Source organism: Allobosea sp. Root381 (assembly GCF_001429395.1).
Classification (GTDB): Bacteria; Pseudomonadota; Alphaproteobacteria; order Rhizobiales; family Beijerinckiaceae; genus Allobosea.
Map to the genome: position 1 here is coordinate 1 of NZ_LMJT01000041.1, position 17,890 is coordinate 17,890.

At 65.8% G+C, this 17,890-nt stretch carries 14 protein-coding genes, 1 tRNA gene and 1 pseudogene; 3 read left to right on the forward strand and 13 right to left on the reverse strand.

The genetic code is table 11. From position 1 onward, the window contains the following. Both tuf and ASE63_RS28130 read right to left on the reverse strand, forming a co-directional pair. Positions 1-1,191, reverse strand: a complete 1,191-nt coding sequence (gene tuf / locus ASE63_RS21350) for an elongation factor Tu (protein WP_056806340.1) — start codon at positions 1,189-1,191, stop codon at positions 1-3. Between the two features lies 1 nt (position 1,192). Further along, a pseudogene (locus tag ASE63_RS28130) lies at positions 1,193-1,291 on the reverse strand (GTP-binding protein); the annotation flags it as partial. A 219-nt stretch (positions 1,292-1,510) separates the two neighbouring features. On the opposite strand from ASE63_RS28130, the gene ilvD reads away from it, so the two are divergent. Then, on the forward strand, positions 1,511-3,352 hold the full coding sequence (gene ilvD / locus ASE63_RS21355; protein WP_056806343.1) for a dihydroxy-acid dehydratase: 1,842 nt from the start codon (positions 1,511-1,513) through the stop codon (positions 3,350-3,352). 74 nt (positions 3,353-3,426) lie between these two features. Here the strand turns inward: ilvD and ASE63_RS21360 are convergent, their stop codons facing one another. From ASE63_RS21360 to ASE63_RS21370, 3 genes are read right to left on the reverse strand one after another with little or no spacing between them, the layout of a single operon-like run. Then, the gene (locus tag ASE63_RS21360) at positions 3,427-3,777 is read right to left on the reverse strand and encodes a hypothetical protein (protein ID WP_056806347.1); all 351 of its coding nucleotides are present in this window, start codon (positions 3,775-3,777) and stop codon (positions 3,427-3,429) included. Continuing rightward, the gene (gene pncB / locus ASE63_RS21365) at positions 3,774-5,066 is read right to left on the reverse strand and encodes a nicotinate phosphoribosyltransferase (protein ID WP_056806350.1); all 1,293 of its coding nucleotides are present in this window, start codon (positions 5,064-5,066) and stop codon (positions 3,774-3,776) included. Before pncB ends, ASE63_RS21360 begins: the two co-directional genes overlap by 4 nt. 40 nt (positions 5,067-5,106) lie before the next feature. Beyond that, the gene (locus tag ASE63_RS21370) at positions 5,107-6,978 is read right to left on the reverse strand and encodes a TRAP transporter large permease subunit (protein ID WP_056806353.1); all 1,872 of its coding nucleotides are present in this window, start codon (positions 6,976-6,978) and stop codon (positions 5,107-5,109) included. A 90-nt stretch (positions 6,979-7,068) separates the two neighbouring features. Between ASE63_RS21370 and ASE63_RS28770 the strand changes: the two genes are divergently transcribed. Together ASE63_RS28770 and glpD are read left to right on the forward strand one after the other, a co-directional pair. Further along, the gene (locus tag ASE63_RS28770; RefSeq protein ID WP_280137460.1) at positions 7,069-7,194 is read left to right on the forward strand and encodes a hypothetical protein; all 126 of its coding nucleotides are present in this window, start codon (positions 7,069-7,071) and stop codon (positions 7,192-7,194) included. A gap of 7 nt (positions 7,195-7,201) precedes the next feature. After that, positions 7,202-8,713 carry a glycerol-3-phosphate dehydrogenase gene (gene glpD / locus ASE63_RS21375; RefSeq protein WP_056806356.1) on the forward strand — a complete coding sequence of 504 codons (1,512 nt, stop codon included), beginning with the start codon at positions 7,202-7,204 and terminating at the stop codon, positions 8,711-8,713. Between the two features lie 44 nt (positions 8,714-8,757). On the opposite strand, the gene ASE63_RS21380 is transcribed toward glpD, so the two are convergent. The 8 genes from ASE63_RS21380 to ASE63_RS21415 all read right to left on the reverse strand — a co-directional run bounded on the left by ASE63_RS21380 (position 8,758) and on the right by ASE63_RS21415 (position 17,832). Then, positions 8,758-9,117, reverse strand: a complete 360-nt coding sequence (locus tag ASE63_RS21380) for a RidA family protein (RefSeq protein ID WP_056806360.1) — start codon at positions 9,115-9,117, stop codon at positions 8,758-8,760. 228 nt (positions 9,118-9,345) lie between these two features. After that, positions 9,346-9,419, reverse strand: a tRNA-Gly gene (locus ASE63_RS21385). Positions 9,420-9,538: 119 nt separating this feature from the next. Continuing rightward, on the reverse strand, positions 9,539-12,085 hold the full coding sequence (locus ASE63_RS21390) for a heavy metal translocating P-type ATPase (RefSeq protein WP_056807405.1): 2,547 nt from the start codon (positions 12,083-12,085) through the stop codon (positions 9,539-9,541). A 193-nt stretch (positions 12,086-12,278) separates the two neighbouring features. Beyond that, positions 12,279-13,106 (reverse strand): phosphogluconate dehydrogenase C-terminal domain-containing protein, encoded by an 828-nt coding sequence (locus ASE63_RS21395; protein WP_056806363.1) that lies wholly within the window; start codon positions 13,104-13,106, stop codon positions 12,279-12,281. A 56-nt stretch (positions 13,107-13,162) separates the two neighbouring features. Beyond that, the gene (locus ASE63_RS21400; protein ID WP_082610181.1) at positions 13,163-14,200 is read right to left on the reverse strand and encodes an amino acid ABC transporter substrate-binding protein; all 1,038 of its coding nucleotides are present in this window, start codon (positions 14,198-14,200) and stop codon (positions 13,163-13,165) included. A 43-nt stretch (positions 14,201-14,243) separates the two neighbouring features. Further along, entirely contained in the window at positions 14,244-14,879 is a 636-nt protein-coding gene (locus ASE63_RS21405; RefSeq protein ID WP_056806368.1) for a L,D-transpeptidase, read from the reverse strand. 15 nt (positions 14,880-14,894) lie between these two features. Next, positions 14,895-15,344: a hypothetical protein gene (locus ASE63_RS21410; protein WP_244491523.1), complete on the reverse strand. Its 450-nt coding sequence runs from the start codon at positions 15,342-15,344 to the stop codon at positions 14,895-14,897. An 886-nt stretch (positions 15,345-16,230) separates the two neighbouring features. Next, positions 16,231-17,832, reverse strand: a complete 1,602-nt coding sequence (locus tag ASE63_RS21415) for a hypothetical protein (RefSeq protein WP_200962607.1) — start codon at positions 17,830-17,832, stop codon at positions 16,231-16,233. Between the last annotated feature and the right edge of the window lie 58 nt (positions 17,833-17,890).

Consider the following 17,890-nt stretch of genomic DNA (forward strand, 5'->3'; position numbering starts at 1 on the left):
TTACGCGATGATCGTTGCGACGACGCCGGCGCCGACGGTACGGCCGCCTTCACGGATGGCGAAGCGGAGCTTCTCTTCCATCGCGATCGGGACGATCAGGTGCACTTCCATGGCGATGTTGTCGCCAGGCATCACCATCTCCGTGCCCTCGGGCAGGTGCACCACGCCGGTCACGTCCGTCGTGCGGAAGTAGAACTGCGGGCGGTAGTTGGTGAAGAACGGGGTGTGGCGACCGCCCTCCTCCTTCGTCAGGATGTACGCCTCGGCCTTGAACTTCGTGTGCGGCTTCACCGAACCCGGCTTGCACAGGATCTGGCCGCGCTCGACGTCCTCGCGCTTCGTGCCGCGCAGCAGCGCGCCGATGTTGTCGCCGGCCTGGCCCTGGTCGAGCAGCTTGCGGAACATCTCGACGCCCGTGACGGTCGTCTTCACGGTGTCCTTCAGGCCGACGATCTCGATTTCCTCGCCGACCTTGACGATGCCGCGCTCGACGCGACCCGTCACCACCGTGCCGCGACCCGAGATCGAGAACACGTCCTCGACCGGCATCAGGAAGGGCTGGTCGATCGGGCGCTCGGGCTGCGGGATGTAGTCGTCCACCGTCTGCATCAGCGCGACCACCGCGTCATGGCCGATGGCCTTGTCGCCGTTGTCCAGCGCGACCTTGGCCGAGCCCTTGGTGATCGGGATGTCGTCGCCCGGGAAGTCGTACTTCGACAGGAGCTCACGGATCTCCATCTCGACCAGCTCGAGCAGCTCGGCGTCGTCGACGAGATCGACCTTGTTCATGAACACCACCAGCGCCGGGACGCCGACCTGGCGCGCCAGCAGGATGTGCTCGCGGGTCTGCGGCATCGGGCCGTCGGCAGCCGACACCACCAGGATCGCGCCGTCCATCTGCGCGGCGCCCGTGATCATGTTCTTCACATAGTCGGCGTGGCCGGGGCAGTCGACGTGGGCGTAGTGACGCGCAGCCGTCTCGTACTCGACGTGAGCCGTCGAGATCGTGATGCCGCGGGCCTTCTCCTCGGGAGCCTTGTCGATCTGGTCATACGCCGTGAACGAAGCCCCGCCCGTCTCGGCCAGGACCTTCGTGATCGCAGCCGTCAGCGACGTCTTGCCATGGTCGACGTGACCAATCGTACCAATGTTGCAATGCGGCTTCGTGCGAGCAAATTTCTCTTTGGCCATNCGTGATCGCAGCCGTCAGCGACGTCTTGCCATGGTCGACGTGACCAATCGTACCAATGTTGCAATGCGGCTTCGTGCGAGCAAATTTCTCTTTGGCCATGACACCCTTGTCCTCGAAGGCGGCCCTTCGGGCCCTTGAACGCGGGTCGCATAGGGGTTTTCCGCGGGAAGTGCAAGGGAAGCGACATGGCAGGCGCCGGCCGCCTCCGGGCGCATTGCCCGGGCCACATGATCGAACTGTCCGAAAGCGGTTTCGCGCGGCGCGGCATGCGATTAGGTTGCGCGCGCCTTAGAACATTTCCACCCAGGGAAGAAACGAATGCCTCGCCTGAGATCCGCCACCTCCACCCACGGCCGCAACATGGCCGGCGCCCGCGGCCTCTGGCGCGCCACCGGCATGAAGGATGGCGATTTCGGCAAGCCGATCGTCGCCGTGGTGAACTCCTTCACCCAGTTCGTGCCCGGCCATGTCCATCTGCAGGACCTCGGCCAGCTCGTCGCGCGCGAGATCGAGAAGGCCGGCGGCGTCGCCAAGGAGTTCAACACCATCGCGGTCGATGACGGCATCGCCATGGGCCATGACGGCATGCTCTACAGCCTGCCCTCACGTGAGCTCATCGCCGACAGCGTCGAATACATGGTCAACGCCCATTGCGCTGACGCGATGGTCTGCATCTCGAACTGCGACAAGATCACGCCCGGCATGCTGATGGCCGCGATGCGCCTCAACATCCCGACCGTCTTCGTCTCGGGCGGGCCGATGGAGGCCGGCAAGTACATCGCCGATGGCGTGCTGAAGAAGGTCGACCTCGTCGACGCCATGGTTGCGGCCGCCGACGACAAGCTTTCCGACAGCGAGGTCGACGCGATCGAGCGTTCCGCCTGCCCGACCTGCGGCTCCTGCTCGGGCATGTTCACCGCCAACTCGATGAACTGCCTGACCGAGGCGCTGGGCCTCGCCCTCCCCGGCAACGGCTCGACTCTCGCGACCCATGCCGACCGCAAGCGCCTCTTCGTCGAGGCCGGCCACCTGATCGTCGACATCGCCCGCCGCTATTACGACCAGAACGACGAAAGCGTGCTGCCGCGCAATGTCGGCTCGTTCAAGGCCTTCGAGAACGCGATGACGCTCGACATCGCCATGGGCGGCTCGACCAACACCGTGCTGCATCTGCTGGCGGCGGCGCATGAGGCCGAGATCGACTTCACCATGGCCGACATCGACCGGCTGTCGCGCGGCGTGCCGGTGCTGTGCAAGGTCGCGCCTGCCGTCGCCAACGTTCATATGGAGGATATCCATCGCGCCGGCGGCATCATGGCGATCCTCGGCGAGCTCGATCGCGCCGGGCTGATCGACACCTCCCTGCCGACGGTCCACAGTGCCACGATGGCCGATGCGCTTGCGCGCTGGGACATCAAGCAGACGTCCAGCGAATCCGTGCGAACCTTCTACAGCGCGGCCCCCGGCGGCGTGTCGACGCAGACTGCGTTCAGCCAGAGCCGGCGCTATGAGGAACTCGACCTCGACCGCGAGGCCGGCGTGGTCCGCAGCGCCGAACATGCCTATTCGAAGGATGGCGGGCTCGCCGTGCTCTTCGGCAACATCGCGCTCGACGGCTGCATCGTGAAGACCGCCGGCGTCGACGCCTCGATCCTGACCTTCTCGGGCAAGGCCGTGATCTTCGAGAGCCAGGACGCCGCCGTCGAGGGCATCCTCAACAACAAGGTCAAGCCCGGCGAGATCGTGCTGATCCGCTATGAGGGCCCGCGCGGTGGTCCCGGCATGCAGGAGATGCTCTATCCGACGAGCTATCTGAAGTCCAAGGGCCTCGGCAAGGCCTGCGCCCTGATTACGGACGGGCGCTTCTCGGGCGGCTCGTCGGGCCTCTCGATCGGCCATGTCTCGCCGGAAGCAGCCGAGGGCGGCGCGATTGGCCTCGTCGAGAGCGGCGACGTCATCACCATCGACATCCCGAACCGGGGCATCACCCTCGAAGTCTCGGACGAGGAGCTGGCGCGCCGCCGCACCGCGATGGAGGCGAAGGGCAAGGACGCCTGGAAGCCGGCCGCGCCGCGCAAGCGCAAGGTCTCGACCGCCCTCAAGGCCTATGCCGCGATGGCGACCAGCGCCGCGAAGGGCGCCGTCCGCCAGGTCGACTGACAAATCGCAGCAAATATCAATATCTTGGCGCGAGCTTCGGATTCAGTTTCCGAGCTCTCGCCGAGCTTGCTGGATCAGTGCAGCGAAACCGCGACCGCTCTCTCCTCCCGCAGGAAAAGTCCTCGCGGAGGCGGCACGACGCCGAGGGCGAAGAAGAGGCCGATCAGGAGCAGCCGCCGGCGCCATGTCGGACGCTGCTCCTCATAGGGCATGGCTGCGAGGATGGCGCGTGCCTCCTCCGCCAGGCTGGACGGCACTGACAGCGAGACGCCTTGCAGCGCATGCCCGTATTGCAGCGCGACCGACATCATCTGCCGCGTCTGTGCGGTCACGACGATATCCGCAGCCTCCAGCGCCGCGACCGCGAGCGCGGTTTCCGGCACGCCATATCCCCAGCCGACGACCGTCGAGTCCGACGGCCTCATCGTGCCGCCCCGCCGGCCCCGCCGAACACCCTGCGATAGCGTTCGACCGTCTCGGCATCGCCCGAGACCTTCTCCGGATTGTCCGACAGCTTCACCGCCGGGCGCCCGTTTGCCTTGGTGACCTTGCAGACCAGCGACATCGGGTCGAGCGCGCGCGAGCCGTCCGGGGAGCAGCCGACGAGATCGTTGGTCAAATCTGTGCCCCAGCCGAAGGCCATCCGGACCTTGCCGTCGAAATGGCGGTAGACGCGCTCGATCGCATCGACGTCGAGCCCGTCCGAAAAGACCAGCAGCTTCTCCCGCGGATCGCGCCCGCGCTCGCGCCACCACGCCATGATCTCCTCGCCGGCGGGGACGGGCGGCGCCGAATCGGGCCGGAACCCCGTCCAGTCCGCGACCCAGTCCGGCGCGTTGCGCAGGAAGCCGGTGGTGCCGAAGGCATCCGGCAGCGCGATCAGGAGGTTGCCGCCATAGACCTGGCGCCACTCGTCGAGCACACGATAGGGCGCGCGCTGCAGTTCCGCGTCGCTCTCGGCCAGCGCTGCCAGCACCATCGGCAGCTCATGGGCGTTGGTGCCGATCGCCTCGACGTCGTTGTCCATCGCCAGCAGCACGTTGGACGAGCCGCTGAAGGCCGGGCCGAGCCCCTCCTTCAGCGCCTCGACGCACCAGCGCTGCCAGAGATGGCCGTGGCGCCGGCGCGTGCCGAAATCCGACAGGCGCAGATTGGGCAGCTTCTGCAGTCGCTCGACCTTGTTCCACATCTTGGCCTTGGCGCGGGCATAAAGCACATCGAGCGAGAAGCGCTTCTGGCCGACCATGACACGGCGCGCGCGCAGCTCGTTGATGATCGCGAGGGCCGGCACCTCCCACATGGTGGTGTGGGTCCAGGGCCCCTCGAAATGCAGCTCGTACTGCCCGTCGACCCGGCGTAGGTCGTATTCCGGCAGCTGGAAATCGGCGAGCCAGGCGATGAAATCCGGCGAGAACATCTGCGTCTTGCCGTAGAACGAGTTGCCCGCTAGCCAGATCAGCTCCTTCTTCGAGAAGCGCACGGAGCGGGCATGGTCGAGCTGCGCCCGCAGCTCCGCCTCGTCGACGATATCGGCGAGCCGGATATGCTTCGAACGGTTGATCAGCGAGAAGGTGACCTCGACCTGCGGGTGGAAGGCCCGGATCATCTGCAGCATCAGCAGCTTGTAGAAATCCGTATCGAGCAGGCTGCGAATGATCGGGTCGAGCCGCCAGCCGTGATTATAGGTCCGCGTCGCGATATCGGTGACGGTCATGCTGGCGTCCTGTCGGCCGGTCCTGTCTCAACGGCGCGCATCAGAACAGCGCCTTGAGCGCAAGAGCAAGCGATGACGAGGCAAGCGACGGCCAGGCAGCAGCCCCCAGCGAAAGCACGGCGAGCGCTGCGAGCAGGACGCCGAGCAGCGGCAGCACGGCCCGGAACACGGCGCCGGGCGGGACGCGGGTGATGCCGCTGACGACATAGACCAGAATGCCCAGCGGCGGCGTCAGCCCGTGGATCATCAGATTGACCACCAGGATGACGCCAAACTGGATCGGATCGAGCCCGGCCGCGACCGCGACCGGCAGCAGCAGCGGCGCCAGCAGCAGGATCGCGGCGCCGATGTCGAGGAAAAGCCCGGCGACCAGCAGCACGCAGTTCGCCAGCAGCATCACGGCATAGGGCCCGCCCCCCAGCGCCGTCACCAGCCCGGCCATCCGGTCCGAGACGCCGTCCAGCGCCAGCAGGAAGGCGAAGGGCGCCGAGGCGCCGATCAGCAACCCGATGGCCGCCGTTTCCGTCGCCGTGCTGCGCAACGCGGCGAGGACGCCACGACCGTTCAGGCTGCGCAGCAGCAGGCAGGTCACGAGCGCATAGGCCACCGCGAGCGCCGACGCCTCCGTCACCGTGACCACGCCGAACCGGATGCCGGCGACCACGACGATGCCGAGCCCTATCGCGGGCAGCGCGCCGACGAAGCTCGCAGCGCGCTCGCGGCCGCTCGCCTTCGGCGCCGCATCGACGACATGCCTCACTGTCAGGTGGATGCCGATCGCGAGCGCGATCGCCAGGACGCCGCCCGCCACGAAGCCGCCGACGAGCAGCGAACCGACCGAGAGATTGGTCGCCGTCGCCAGCAGCAGGAAGGCGATCGAGGGCGGGATGATGTTGTCGAGCATCGAGACGCCGGCGACGATCCCCGCCGCATGGGCCGGCGGATAGCCGCGCGCCACCAGCGTCGGCGCCATCACCTTCGCGCCGAAGGCGGCATTCGCGACCGACGAGCCCGACGCCCCCGAAAACAACACGCTCGACACCAGCGACGTCTGGGCGAGCCCCGCGCGCCAGTGCCCGACGAGAGAAGCGGCGAAGCGCACCAGTCGCTCGGCGAGACCGCCCGAGGTCAGGAGCTCGCCGGCGAGAAGGAAGAACGGGATCGCCAGCAGCAGGAATTTCGAGACGCCCGCAACCGTGTTCTGGACGATCGCCGGCTCCGGCATCAGGCCACCGAAAGCGCCCGCAATCGAGGCGCCCGCCAACAAGGCGAGTGGCAGCGGCACGCCAAGCAGCAAGCCGGTTGCCGCGAGCAGCGCAGCGCCGAGGCTCGGCGTCGTGAGGATCAGGCCCGAGGGAAGCTGCGCCAGCTCGTAGAAGGCAAGGCCGAGCGTGAGCGACGCCAGCGCACCGCCCCAGCCCCGGTCGAGCGCCGTGCGCAGCGTCAGGACGAGCACCATCAGCCCGCCGCCCAGCGCGAAGGCGGCGAAGCGCAAGGATTCCGGCAACCCAAGCACCGTCGACGTGCCGCCCACCAGCATCGCGACGCCGGTGCCGCCGAAGGCGAGCAGCAGCGCTCCCTGGACCGCAATGCCTCCGGCGAGCACATCCGCTACCCGGCGCCATGCAGGCGGAAGCAGGCGCACCAGAACGTCGAGCCGCATCGACAGGACGCCCGTCATGGCGAGCGGCGCGCCGACCGCGATCAGCGCGACATGAAGCCAGATCGCCAGCTCGTCCGACCAGACGAAACCGCCGCCGAACACATAGCGCCGGACGACCGCAGCCATCACCACCAGGAACAGAGTCGCCAGGATCGCGGCCCCGAGCCAGCCGAGCGTGGCTTCCAGCGCGGCCAGCAGGCGCGCCGCCGGGGCGCGGCTCGAGGCCGGGGCGGGCCCGCGATCATCCATCCTGCCCTGCCCGGCCAATGCTCGGTTCCCGCCTCTGCCAGCCCCGCCGCGGCGAAGCGCGATTCCCGGCGACGCCGGGGATATACCAGCATGTTTCGCACCCGGCGCAACTCGGTCCAGGCGGAGCTGCGCCGCGTTGACAGGTCGCCCGGACTCGGCGAGGACCACGGCCGCCCGCTCGCCGGGCTTGCCTCCGCGACCGTCTTCAAGGCCTGATGGCGACATGAGCGAAACTGAGCCGACTTACGACCTCGCCGTCATCGGCGGCGGCATCAATGGCTGCGGCATTGCCCGCGATGCGGCCGGCCGCGGCGCCTCCGTCGTCCTGTTCGAGAAGGACGATCTCGCCAGCGCCACCTCCTCCGCCTCGACCAAGCTGATCCATGGCGGGCTGCGCTATCTCGAGCATTACGAGTTCCGGCTGGTGCGCGAGGCGCTGATGGAGCGCGAGCGGCTCTGGGCGATCGCGCCTCACATCATCTGGCCGCTGCGCTTCGTGCTGCCGCACCACAAGGGCCTGCGCCCGGCCTGGCTGCTGCGGCTCGGCCTGTTCCTCTACGACCATATCGGCGGCCGCAGGAAGTTGCCTGCGACGCGCGCGCTCGACCTGGCGCAGGACCCCGCCGGCCGGCCGCTCAAGGACGACCGCGCCAAAGCCTTCGAATATTCCGATTGCTGGGTCGAGGATTCGCGGCTCGTCGTGCTGAACGCCATGGATGCAGCGGCGCGAGGCGCTTCGATCCACACCCGCACGCGCGTCGTCGCGGCCGACCGCGAGAACGGCTTCTGGCGGATCACCGCCGAGAGCGACGGCAAGCGGACAAGCGTGCGGGCGAAGGCTCTGGTCAATGCCGCCGGCCCCTGGGTCGGCGAGGTGCTGGGCGGCGTCGTCCGTTCCAACACCAGGGCGGCCGTCCGCATGGTCCAGGGCAGCCATATCGTCGTGCCGAAGCTCTATGAGCACGACCGCTGCTACATCTTCCAGAACGCCGATGGCCGCATCGTCTTCGCCATCCCCTATGAGCGCGACTTCACCCTGATCGGCACGACCGACAGCGACTTCCGGGGCGACCCGACCGGCGTCGCGGCGACGCCTCGGGACATCGACTATCTCTGCGCCGCGGCGAGCGAGTATTTCCGTTCGCCCGTGACGCCGCAATCCGTGGTCTGGACCTATTCCGGCGTGCGCCCGCTCTATGATGACGGCGCCTCGAAGGCGCAGGAGGCGACGCGCGACTATGTCCTGACGCTCGACGCTCCGCAGGGTGAAGCGCCGCTGCTCTCGGTCTTCGGCGGCAAGATCACGACCTATCGCCGGCTGGCCGAATCGGCCCTGGCGAAGCTCGCGCCACATGCCGGCTGGGCTGGGCGCGCCACCTGGACCGTGAGCGGCACCCTGCCCGGCGGCGACTTCGCAACCGATGGCTTCGAGGCGCAGGTGGATGGCATCGCCGCGATCCATCCCTGGCTCGCCCGCACCACTGCGACGCGGCTGGTGCGCGCCTACGGCACGAAGGCCCGCGACATCCTCGACCGCGCCGACAGCATGGCCGATCTCGGCCGGCATTTCGGCGCCGACCTCTACGAGCGCGAGGTCCGCTATCTGATGCGGACGGAATGGGCGAGGCACGCCGCCGACGTGCTCTGGCGGCGTAGCAAGCTCGGCCTTCGGTTGACCGAGGCCGAGCGGGACGCGCTCGAACGCTTCATGGTGGAGCAGGCGGCGCCAGGCTGAAGCGCTTCACCGTCATCGCTGGATCGGCTGAGCGATAAAGCGCGTCAGGCCATCCTTTTCGCCGCGACGGCGGTGATCTCGATGTCGTGGCCGGGCGAGGCGAGCTTGGCCTCCACGGTGGCGCGGGCCGGTGCCGTTCCGGTGGGAACCCAGGCATCCCAGACCTTGTTCATCTCGGCGATCTTCGAGATGTCGGTGAGGAATATCTGTACGCTGAGGATGCGCGTCTTGTCGCTGCCGGCAGCCTCCAGCGTCTCCTCCAGCAGCGCCAGAACCTCTTCGGTCTGCTCGCCCAGCGGCCGGCCCTCGGTCTTCTCGGCGACATGACCGGCGAGGAAGACGATGCCGTTGAAGATCGCGGCGTCGCACCAGCGCTGCGTCACTCCGATGCGTTCGATATCCATGGTCGATCTCCTTCGGTCGTTGGTCGTCGGGCTCCTGCTCAGGGGCCTGCGCAGGGAAGCGCGAAAGAGCCGCGCCACCCCCAACTAACCGAGGAGGCCGGCGCCGTCAGCCACCGATGATCACCTTCGGCAGGCCGTCACGGCAGCGACACGGCAGCGACACGGAGAAGATTTGCGCCGAGAACGGCACGCTGCCGCCTGTGGCAGCAGAAAATGACAGGGAGGGATTGGAGCGGGTACCGGGAATCGAACCCGGGTATTCAGCTTGGAAGGCTGCTGCTCTACCATTGAGCTACACCCGCGCTTCCCCCGAAATTCCCCAGCGGCGGCCGGAAGTCAAGCCACCGCGCGCAACCGGCCGCGGGTTTCTGGCCGGGCGCGGGCGGCTAGCAGAGAAGACGCGCCTTCCCCAGCCGGAATTTCACGCCGCAACGGCGCGCGCCTGCCCGGCCCGATGGGCATGGGCCGCGAGCGGCGGGCGGAAGCGCTTCAGCCGCAACGCGTTGGCGACGACGCTGACGCTGGAGAGCGCCATGGCGAGCCCAGCGAACATCGGCGACATCAGGATCCCGTAGGCGGGATAGAGCACGCCCGCCGCCACCGGGATCAGCACCGCATTGTAGCCGAACGCCCAGAACAGGTTCTCGGCGATGTTGCGGAGCGTCGCGCGCGACAGCGCCACCGCGTTCGGCACATTGCGCAGATCGCCCGACATCAGCACGACATCGGCGCTTTCGATCGCGATGTCGGTGCCGGTGCCGATGGCGAGGCCGACATCGGCCTGGGCGAGCGCCGGTGCATCGTTGATGCCGTCGCCGACGAAGGCGACCTTCGCGCCGCCCTCCTGCAGGCGCCGGATCACCTCGACCTTGCCGGCGGGCAGGACCTCGGCCGCGACCTCGTCGATGGGCAGGCCGCGCGCGACGGCCTCGGCCGTGCGGCGGTTGTCGCCGGTGATCATGACGATCCGCAGGCCGAGCGCCCGCAGCGCCTCAAGCGCCTCGAGGCTCGTATCCTTGAGCGTATCGGCCACGGCGAACACGGCCGCGAGCTTGCCGTCGATCGCGGCATAGAGCGGCGATCTGCCCTGTTCGCCGAGCCGCGTCGCGACCGCCGCGAAGGGCGACACGTCGAGACCGCGCGCCGCCATCAGTCTGTCGGCCCCGACCAGCAGCGCCCGCCCCTCGACGATCGCGGAGACGCCGAAACCGGGCTCGGCCGCAAATCCGTTCGCTTCCGGAACGGCAAGGCCGCGCCGCCGCGACGCCGCGACGATGGCCTCCGCAATCGGATGCTCGGATGCTGCCTCCGCCGCGGCGGCGAGGCGCAGGACCTCATCCTCTTCAAAGCCCTCGGCCATCACGATGTCGGAGAGCTCCGGATGGCCCTTGGTGATGGTGCCGGTCTTGTCGAGCGCGACCACGCTCACGTCCCGCAGCACCTGCAGCGCTTCGCCGCGCCGGAACAGCACGCCCATCTCGGCTGCCTTGCCGGTGCCGACCATGATCGATGTCGGCGTCGCCAGCCCCATGGCGCAGGGGCAGGCGATGATCAGGACCGCGACCGCATTCACGATCGCCAGCGACAGCGCCGGGCTCGGCCCGAAGATCATCCAGATGGCGAAGGTGAGCGCCGCCGCGGCGATCACCGCCGGCACGAACCACATCGTCACCTTGTCGACGACCGCCTGGATAGGCAGCTTGGAGCCCTGCGCCGCCTCCATCGTCCGCACGATCTGGGCGAGCAGCGTATCCGCGCCGACCTTGGTCGCGCGGAAGCGGAACGAGCCCGTCTTGTTGACGGTGGCGCCGACGACCTCCGCGCCGCGCTCCTTCTGCACGGGAATCGGCTCGCCGGTGATCATCGACTCGTCGACGAAGGACGAGCCTTCGACCACCTCGCCATCGACCGGAAGGCGCTCGCCCGGCCGCACCACCACGATGTCGCCGGTCCTGACCGACGCCACGGACACGTCCTGCTCGCGCCCCTCGCGCAGCACCCTGGCGGTCTTGGCCTGGAGCGTCAGAAGCTTGCGGATCGCATCGCCGGTGCGCCCCTTGGCGCGGGTCTCGGCATAACGGCCGAACAGCACCAGCGTGACGATGACGGCGCCCGCCTCGAAATAGGTGTAGTCGAGCCCGGCCGGAAGCAGCGCGGGCAGGAAGGTCGAGACGACAGAATAGAGATAGGCCGTCGTCGTCCCCAGCATGACCAGCGAGTTCATGTCGGGCGCGCCGCGCAGCAGGGCGGGCCCGCCCTTGCGGTAGAACTGCAGGCCCGGGCCGAACTGGACGATGCTCGCCAGCAGGAAAGCCATGTAGCGGACATTCTCGGCCCCGACAGAACCGGCGAGCCAATGATGCAGGTCGTCGAACAGATGCCCCCCCATCTCGACCACGACGATCGGGACGGTCGCCAGCGCGGCGATGATCAAATTGCGGCGCAGCCCGGCGAGCTCCGCCTCGCGCGCCTCGCTATCGCGGTCGGTCTGCGCAGCTGCATCCGTGACGGGCTCGGCCGGGTAGCCGGCTTTCGCCAACGCAGCGGCCATGGCAGAAACGGTGTCGGCACCGCCGACATAGCGGGCACGCGCCCGGCCGGTCGCGAGGTTGACCGTACCGTCGAGCACGCCGGGCACGTCCTTCAGAGCCTTCTCGACGCGGCCGACGCAGGAGGCGCAGCTCATGCCCTCGACCGCGAGTTCGAGCGTTTCTTCGCGCGGCTCGTAGCCGGCCACCCGGATCGCATCCAGCACCGGCGCGACCGCCCCGTTTTCGCCGAGCGAGATGGTCGCGCGGTTGGTTGCGAGATTGACCGTGGCAGCCTCGACGCCCGGCACCGCCAGGACAGCCTTTTCGACACGCCCGACACAGGAGGCGCAGCTCATCCCGTCCACGGGGATGGCGATCCTGTTCGTCTGTGGGCTCCGCCGGACGATGTCGTCCGCTCTCGTCTCGCTGATGGTCATCTCGCCTTCCAAACCGGTTCTCGGCAGTTGGCGGCAAGATGGAGCTTCCCATCATGGGAAGGTCAAGGGGTAATCGGGGCGGTTCGTCAGAGGCTCGCCGAAAGCTCCCAGCCCTCATCCTTCGAGACGCACCTGCGGCGCTCCTCAGGATGAGGCTCGAATGATGGGGCTCTCGGAACTGGACGCGGAGCGCTCAGGTGATACGCCGCACGCTGGCGGCGATTTCCTCGGGCTCGAACAGGCGTTTCCAATCCGGCTTCAGGATCGTGTCCTTGCCGAAGACGATCGCCTTGTTGCAGGCGTCGGAGAAGACGCCCTGCACCTCCTCGAAGATGACGGCCGCCAGGATGTTCATGTGCCCGAGCAGGAAGTCGCGGGCCGCCTCGCGCGGCACGCCGCGTGCGACCGCCTCCTCCATCGCCTCGCGCATCGCGTCGAGCAGCGTGGCGCAGACGGTCTCCGACAGGCCCGGTTCGAGGATCGCCATCTGCTCGACCGTAACCCGGTGCGAGCGCATCACCGGCGCCCAGATCGCGCGTGCGACCTCCTCGCCCAGCGCATAATGCGCCTCCGGCCCCTGCATCAGCGCATTGACGATGTGCTGCTTCGCCGCGATGCCGCCGAAATGATCGGCCTTCGCCGCCGGCTCGGTCTCGTCGTTGAAGATCGGCGGATGGCAGGGATGCGTCACGAAATAGGTGATGTCGGCCCGCTCCGGCAGGTGGCCGGCATGGGGCGCAGCGGCATCGAGGATCACGACGATCGTGCCGGTGGCAAGCTTCGGCAGCAGCGTGCTAGCAACCGCGCCGACGGCCGTGTCCGGCACGGCCAGCACGACCACATCCGCGCCGTCGATCGCGACATCGGCATCGACGCAATCGACACCGAAAGCCTCCCGCACGCGCTCCTGGCCGGCCGGGCTGACCTCGACATGGCGGGCGGTGAAGCGCGATCTGGCGAGGTTGCGCCCAAGGCGCATCCCCATCTTTCCACCGGCTCCGAACAGCGCGACCACCGTCATGCTTCATCTCCCCGCCAGGCGGCGATTTGTGCGAAAGTTCCGGCCTGATGCCCTCGTCAGCGCAGCGGCGGAGCGTAGAGAACGCCACCCATGTTCCAGAGTTGGTTCAGGCCCCGCGGAATGCCGAGCTTGGAGCCCGCGCCGAGATTGCGCTCATAGATCTCGGCGTAGCTGCCGGTCGCCTTGACCGCCTTCACCGCCCAGTCGGCATCGAGGCCGAGCCCCTTGCCGAAGCCGCCCTCGGCGCCGGTGAAGCGGCGCACATCCGGCTTCTGCGACTTCAGCGCGTCATCGATCGTGCTCGAGGAAATGCCGAGCTCCTCGGCGTTGATCAGGGCGAAATTGACCCACTTCACCACGGTGAACCAGGGAAAATCATCGCTGCGCACCACCGGCCCCAGCGGCTCCTTGGAGATCACGTCCGGCAGCACGATCGCCTCCGAGGGCTTCGCCAGCCGCAGCCGCTCGCCATGCAGCGCCGACTGGTCGCGGGTCAGCACATCGCACTGGCCCGACTGGAAGGCCGCGAACGCTTCGGCGGCGCTGGGGAAGGTCTTCTCCTCATAGGTCATCGAATTCGCGCGGAAGAAGTCGGCGAGGTTGAACTGGGTGGTGGTGCCGGCTTCGACGCAGACCTTCGCCTTGTCGAGTTTGAGCGCATCCTCGACGCCGAGCGCGCGCTTGGCCAGGAAACCCTGCCCGTCGTGATAGGTGATGCCGGCGAAGGCGAGACCCAGCTCCGCCTCCCGCCCGAGCGTCCAGCTCGAATTGCGCGAGAGCAGATCGACCTTGCCCGCTTTCAGCACCTCGAAGCGCTGACCCGCCGAAAGCGGCGTGAAGCTCACCTTCTGCGGATCGCCAAGCACGGCGGCAGCGACCGCGCGGCAGAAATCGACGTCAAATCCGACCCAGTTGCCCTGTGGATCCTTGTCGGAGAAGCCGTTCAGCCCTTCGCTCACGCCGCAGTTCAGCGTACCGCGCTGCTTGACGGCCTCGAGCGTTCCGGCTCCGGCCGGTGCCGACAGGCCGATAGCCATTGCAGCAGCCGCGACGAGTCCGGCATAGCGCCGGTGGATCCTTGATGCCTTCGACATGCCTGTATCCCCCGATCCTGGCGAGCCGTCCTGACGGCGCCGGTTACAGCGTGGCCTTGTGGCGGATGATCACCTTGGTCCCGACCGGCACCCGCTCGTAAAGATCGGCGACATCGCCGTTGGCGAGACGGAAGCAGCCCGACGAGATCGCCTGGCCGATCGTCTCGGGCTGGTTGGTGCCGTGGATGCGGAAGACCGTCGAGCCGAGATAGAGGGCCCTTGCCCCCATCGGGTTGCCGGGGCCGCCGGCCATGAAGCGCGGCAGATAGGGCTGGCGCTGCAGCATATCCGGCGGCGGGCGCCAATCGGGCCATTCCGCCTTGCGGCTGATCTGCACCTGCCCGGACCACTGGAAGCCCTCGCGGCCGACGCCGATGCCGTAGCGCAACGCCTTGCCGTTGCCCTGCACGACATAGAGGAATCGCTCGGCCGACTGGATGACGACGGTTCCCGGCGCCTCGTTGGAGCGGAACAGCACCATCTGGCGGGCATAAGGCCCTTCCGTGATGGAGACCTCCTCCGTCGAGACCCGGCCCGGCTCATCGCCGATATCCATGGTCTCCTGGATCGCCGCCGGCGGTCGCTGCTGGGCGAGGGTGGGCTGCGCCAGCGCAAGGCTCGCGACCAGTGCGGCTCCGACCAGGCCGGCCGAGGCCGGAAGCGTTGTCGATCTTGTCATGTTCCCTCCTCCCGCTCAGCGGCAGCGCACATAGATGAAGGTACCGTAGCGGCGATGGGCGTCCGGATCGACGAAGCGCATCACCAGCATCGAATCCGTCGCGGACAGAATCTCGCGATCCTGCGGATCGCCGGCCGGTGCCTCGAAGCCGAGGAAGGTCCGGCCGCCCGCGCCACCCTTGAGCCTGAGCTCGTAGAGCTTGGCATCGTCGGCGACGTGCATCATCACGCCGTCGTCGGGCCCCTTCTTGATGACATAGGGCTGGTTGCAGCCGGCCTTCGCCTGCGCCTCGGTGCGCTTGCGGTCCTTCTCGGTGTGGAAGGAGGCGATGCCCCAGCTGCCTATAAGTTTGTCCAGCGCGATATTGGCCGGCATGACGGCCGCGACCTGCGTCGCGCGAGGCTCGTCGCCCCCGGAAAGACAGCCGCCGAGCGTGAGCGCCACGCCGAGGACGAGGAACGGCACGATGGCCGGCCTCCGAGCATCATGCTTGTTTCCGCTGACCACCATCCACCCCCTTACGCGCTTACGTCATGCGAGCTCGATCGACAGACGGCGAAATAGGGCATGGTTTCGGCGAGAGGGCAATCGCCGCCTGCGACGCCGGCAGGGCTGTCGCATTTAGACCCTCAGCCCTCATCCTGAGGAGCGATCCGTCAGGATCGCGTCTCGAAGGATGGTTCAGATGGCGCTGACGGCGAAAACGGGAGCATCCTTCGAGACGCAGGCTGACGCCTGCTCCTCAGGATGAGGGCTCAAAAAACCAAATGCGACTTCCCTGGCCACTCCGTAGTGCCGAGCGCGGCCCGGTGTGGGATCGGGGTCGAATTTCGACGATAAATCAGGCGCCTGGAAAAGGATGGTGGGGGAAGCAGATGACCCATTCGTTCTCTACTGCAACGTTTTAGCGCAGGGTGCGGGCAAATCGGCTCCCGTTGACTTGAAAGGGAAATTTCACTCCCTCCCCGCACCGCTAGTTACGTGCTCGCCGCGATCCGCTTTCGCCTTCTTGGTTGGAGGCCCGGCCGGAGAGAGATAGTTCAGTGATTGCGATGCGTTTGCCAAATAGCTAACGCCCAGTTGTTCCCCACCCATTCCCATTTTGCCACCCAACGTCAGCCTAAGGAGGCGGTACTAAGGTGCCGTCGCGCTTGTCTCGCGTTCCCCTTAGATTTCCCCTGCAGGCGAGAGCAAAACCGGATCACATTCGGCTTGGCACTCGGATCGGGTCCACGTGCTAGCCACCCGAAACTGCAGCCTTCGACAAAGACACATTTCCGGAGAGCGCGCTCGGTCCGCCATAAGACCCGCAGTTGGAGGCTGGCTTTGCCCAAATAATGGCAATCCCATTTTAATGAGTACGCTCCTCTTCATCAACCTCCAAAAAGTCGTCGGGTAAATCAAGATCGGTGATATCCCACTCCGCAAACAATTCCTTTAGCTGAGCGCCGACAGACTCAACAAGGTTGCGCTCAATAATGCGAACTACGCGCGCATCCGCGACTGTAAAGCGATACACCGGCTTTCCACCAGCCTCGCTTTGCGAAGTTCCACTTTGAATAACAAGACCTGCATCTTGCCAAACTTTGATTTTATTACGAGCCCCCTGCCCCCCAATCTTGAATGCAAACTGAACATCGCTGTTAACAAAATTCACCTGCCCAAGGCGAAGAACTTGCTGCAAGTATTTTGGATTGAACCACTTCCCGATTGTTTCGACCGAATACTTATCAAGACCGGCATCCAAGGATGCTCTGTCAATTAGGTCACTGGCATCATCCCCTCGGGCATCATGCTCACGAATGATGGTATCAAGAAGCTTAATAAGTTCACGAGGCGAATTAAGGGAGATCTTACATATTTCTGAGAAAGTCGCCTCCGTATCGAGATCGTTAGCGAGGAAATCCTTGAATTCAAGTTTTCGCTCCGAAAAGAATCTAATTCGCGCATCAATCATTTCGCGCAGGCTTTGAACCTTCCAACTGATAGTGGCATGCGCAATCTTATCTAGGCGAACTGGATGCTTTGCTTCGAAATGGTCCTTAACTTTTACCCACAGAAAAAAGATAAATGAGAAATTAGCCACCTCTAGCAACTGAATCTGCGCGAGAAGCGGATGTATCAGCGAAGCGGTCGCCTCAGATGAATTTGCGGTAGACTGGATTTCGTCGATTTTATCTACGAGAACCACTACTCCAGTGAACCCAAATGCGCCTACGAACTCGACGAGCTTCGATAGGATGGCCCGAGGCGCATTTGGCGAGTCACCCACTAATGACTTTAGCAACGCTTCCGCAGGCGCCGTGATATCGACATCGATTCCGAGCTGCCTCTTGGACAAGCTGCTAACCACAGCAGCCACGACCTTCGCCGCCGCCGCCCATCGCTGCGACGCCCACACCCGCCCTTTGGTTGTCCAAGCGCTGTCTAGAATCCGCAGCGCTTCGGCCGTAGACAGTTCACGATCTGCCTCGTTTACAGATAAATAGAAGCCTTTTAGCAGTGCTAGTATAAGGGTCCGCTCAGAGTCATCTAGACCCTCGGTAAAAACTTCACGATCCTCGGGCGTCAGCGACGACAACCATACCAGAACCTGCTCAACAACACAGTACCCGACGAGTGAAACTATATCCCGGTCGGTGAGGCGACCTTTCTTAAATTGCGCCTCAATTCGTGAATAATCTGTTAAATTAACAACAAATGGCAAGCGTTTACTGTCTTTATTGTCAACATATACTTTCCATATCTCGTTAAATACAGTAATTCTAGTGGCGCTCTTGCCTGCCCCTCTGTCGCCGAACAATATGAATGTCGAAAGACCGTGCGCTCTTTCTGAGATGGCCTGCAGATAGGGCGGACGGATCGCGTAATCAGCAATATGGGGCTCGGTCTCGGCCGTATAATGCTCGAATGGATTGCCTACCAGGCCTAGTCTAGAAACGAAACTATTCATCCTGTCGATCGCCCGTTTGCGGTTGGTGGCGGCTAATAGAATCGTCGATAGTCACTTA